This is a genomic window from Neisseria sp. P0021.S007, from assembly GCF_051956855.1.
This window is the reverse complement of record NZ_JBQCXA010000472.1, coordinates 1-712: the sequence shown is the minus strand read 5'-3', so window position 1 is coordinate 712 and position 712 is coordinate 1. Positions and strand designations below refer to the sequence as shown.

Below are 712 nucleotides of genomic sequence, written 5' to 3'. Positions count from 1 at the left end.
GTATAAACACTTAGGCCGTCTGAACATATGTGCTATATTTCAGACGGCCTTTTTTCACATCAAAAGCAACACAAAATGGATCAACCCGATTTCTTCCCCATTCCCAGCCCCTGCATCGGCGTTTGCGAAGCCAATGCCAAAGGTTATTGCAAAGGCTGCCTGCGCAGCCGGGAAGAGCGCTTGTACTGGCTCCAGATGACCGACAGCCAAAAACATCAAGTCATGCACCTTCTATCCCTCAGGAAGGCCAAAATCCGCAACCGCAAACAGGAAAAAACCGAAACGGGCGAACATCCGGTTCAAAACCTGCTCGATTTCTAAATTGCCCTTGCCTACCGCACACCACAATAAGGAAAAACATGAAAAAACTGCTTGCCTGTCTGCTGATACCATTTACCGCCCTCGCCTTAGGTACCTGCAAACCCGCTGCAACTTTACCCGAAAGCAAACCTGCCGAACTCAATTGGCAGCAGCCTAAACTCACCAGCAATGTTTGGAAAATCAGCAAAGAAGGCCAACCCGATTCCTATCTGCTCGGCACCATCCACATGGGGAAAACCAATCAGACCTTGTCTTCCGATGCCCTCAAACTGTTGCAATCCACCAACCAACTGACCACAGAAGTTGACGCATTGCCGGACAGCAGTCCGGAAACAAAAAAAATGTATCAAAAATACTTCAAAGAGGTCATGAGTACCGAACCGCTCAGTCG

At 48.6% G+C, this 712-nt stretch carries 2 protein-coding genes; both read left to right on the top strand.

Going from position 1 to position 712, the window contains the following annotated elements:
* The first annotated feature begins 75 nt into the window (after positions 1-75).
* A complete protein-coding gene (locus tag ACTHUR_RS14065) occupies positions 76-321 on the top strand; it encodes a DUF1289 domain-containing protein (RefSeq protein WP_107769216.1) in 246 nt (81 codons plus the stop codon).
* Positions 322-359: 38 nt separating this feature from the next.
* The coding region (locus ACTHUR_RS14060; protein WP_440399168.1) for a TraB/GumN family protein at positions 360-712 on the top strand (353 nt) is incomplete at its 3' end.

Excerpts from the sequence above, each read along its gene's own strand:
- ACTHUR_RS14065 (WP_107769216.1), top strand. The coding sequence starts at position 76 with ATGGATCAACCCGATTTCTTCCCCATTCCCAGCCCCTGCATCGGCGTT.